This is a genomic window from Aeromonas sp. R7-1 (assembly GCF_040908115.1).
In the GTDB taxonomy this organism is placed as follows: Bacteria; Pseudomonadota; Gammaproteobacteria; order Enterobacterales; family Aeromonadaceae; genus Aeromonas; species Aeromonas caviae.
On record NZ_JBFODD010000026.1, the window covers coordinates 1 to 2,150 of the forward strand.

The window sequence follows — 2,150 nt, forward strand, 5'->3', positions numbered from 1 at the left end:
TTTGGTCACTTCATCAGACATTGATATCAAAAATTGTTTTTGATGCTCGATGCTGTGAGTGCCCACACAGATTGCTTGATTCAAATTGTTAAAGATCGACGCAGCTTTTGGCTGCTGCGGGAGTGGCATTCTACTCAACCGCCGTCTCGAGTCAAGCCTTATTTTCAAAGGCTTTTCGAGGCTACCGACCGGGTTGTTTGCGTTGCCGCTTGCCCTGTCGATGGAGGCGCATTATAGGGAGCGAATTCGTTCTGGCAAGGAGATAATTGCAAAAAAATGACTTCCATCGTTCAACCGCTCACAAAGCCACCAAAAAGCCACCAAAAAGCCACCAAAAAGCATCTTGATCCAGCGAAATCAGCCTGTGACAGGCGCTACAACGGCAAAATCATGCAGGTTGTCGTAGATGGCATCGGCCAGCTCAATCCCCGCATCAGTAATCGGCTTGCCTGTTCTGACCATTATCTTGTGACCGACCTGGGCATTGATGGCGGCTTTCAGGTCCGAAGGTTTGTCACCCACCATATAAGAGCGGCTCATATCGATACCCAGCTCCTGCTGGGCAAGCAACAACATACCCGGTTCGGGTTTGCGGCAGTCGCAGGGGGCACCGTGGTCCGGGTGATGGGGGCAGAAGTAGATACCATCGAGATCCACATCCCGATCGGCCAATGACCAATCCATCCACTCGGTCAGGTTCATGAAGTCATCTTCAGTGAAGTAACCGCGGGCGATACCGGATTGGTTGGTCACCACGACCAGAAGATAGCCTTTCTTTTTGAGGAGCTGCAGGGCGTCTATGACTCCGGGCAGAAAATGGAAATCATCGACCTGACTGACATAGCCAGTGTCTTCATTGATGACACCGTCACGATCCAGAAAAATGGCGGGTTTACTCACAGCAGCTACCTCTATAGATGATTTCGCAAAAGTATCTCACAGGCCAATTAAAGCCCCAAAAGTAAAAGGGGTGGCCGAAGCCACCCCTTTCATGTGTGCATATAAAGTATCGATTAAGCGATAACTTTAGCTACAACACCAGCACCTACGGTACGGCCACCTTCACGGATGGCGAAACGCAGGCCGTCGTCCATCGCGATCGGGGCAATCAGGGTAACAACCATCTTGATGTTGTCGCCCGGCATGACCATCTCTACGCCTTCCGGCAGTTCGATGGTACCGGTCACGTCGGTAGTACGGAAGTAGAACTGCGGACGGTAGCCCTTGAAGAACGGAGTGTGACGACCACCTTCTTCTTTGGACAGCACGTACACTTCGGATTCGAACTTGGTGTGCGGCTTGATGGTGCCCGGCTTGGCCAGTACCTGACCACGCTCTACGTCTTCACGCTTCACGCCACGCAGCAGTGCACCAACGTTCTCACCAGCACGACCTTCGTCCAGCAGTTTGCGGAACATTTCAACGCCAGTACAGGTGGTCTTGGTGGTATCTTTGATACCAACGATTTCCACTTCTTCACCAACCTTGACGATACCGCGCTCTACACGACCGGTAACTACGGTACCACGGCCTGCGATGGAGAAGACGTCTTCGATAGGCATCAGGAACGGCTGGTCGATGGCACGCTCCGGCTCCGGAATGTAGGTGTCCAGGTGGCCAGCCAGTTCCAGGATCTTCTCTTCCCACTGAGCTTCGCCTTCCAGCGCTTTCAGTGCGGAACCACGTACTACCGGCAGGTCATCACCCGGGAAGTCGTACTCGGACAGCAGTTCGCGAACTTCCATCTCGACCAGTTCCAGCAGCTCTTCGTCATCTACCATGTCGCACTTGTTCATGAACACGATGATGTACGGAACGCCTACCTGACGACCCAGCAGGATGTGCTCACGAGTTTGCGGCATCGGGCCGTCAGTCGCTGCTACTACCAGGATTGCGCCGTCCATCTGGGCAGCACCGGTGATCATGTTTTTAACGTAGTCGGCGTGACCCGGGCAATCTACGTGGGCATAGTGGCGGGTTGCAGTGTCGTATTCTACGTGGGAGGTGTTGATGGTGATACCACGCTCACGCTCTTCCGGTGCCTTGTCGATCTGGTCGAAGGCGAAAGCTTTACCACCGAAGTGCTTGGCCAGCACGTTGGTGATGGCGGCGGTCAGGGTGGTTTTACCGTGGTCAACGTGGCCGATGGT

General features: G+C 53.6%; 2 protein-coding genes. Both read right to left on the bottom strand.

Annotation, left to right across the window (positions count from 1 at the left end; genetic code table 11):
- Nucleotides 1–357 precede the first annotated feature (357 nt).
- Entirely contained in the window at nt 358–900 is a 543-nt protein-coding gene (gene gmhB / locus AB5Y51_RS06190; protein ID WP_323882946.1) for a D-glycero-beta-D-manno-heptose 1,7-bisphosphate 7-phosphatase, read from the bottom strand.
- A 113-nt stretch (nt 901–1,013) separates the two neighbouring features.
- On the bottom strand, nt 1,014–2,150 hold a 1,137-nt coding region (gene tuf, locus AB5Y51_RS06195), incomplete at its 5' end, for an elongation factor Tu (RefSeq protein ID WP_017788708.1).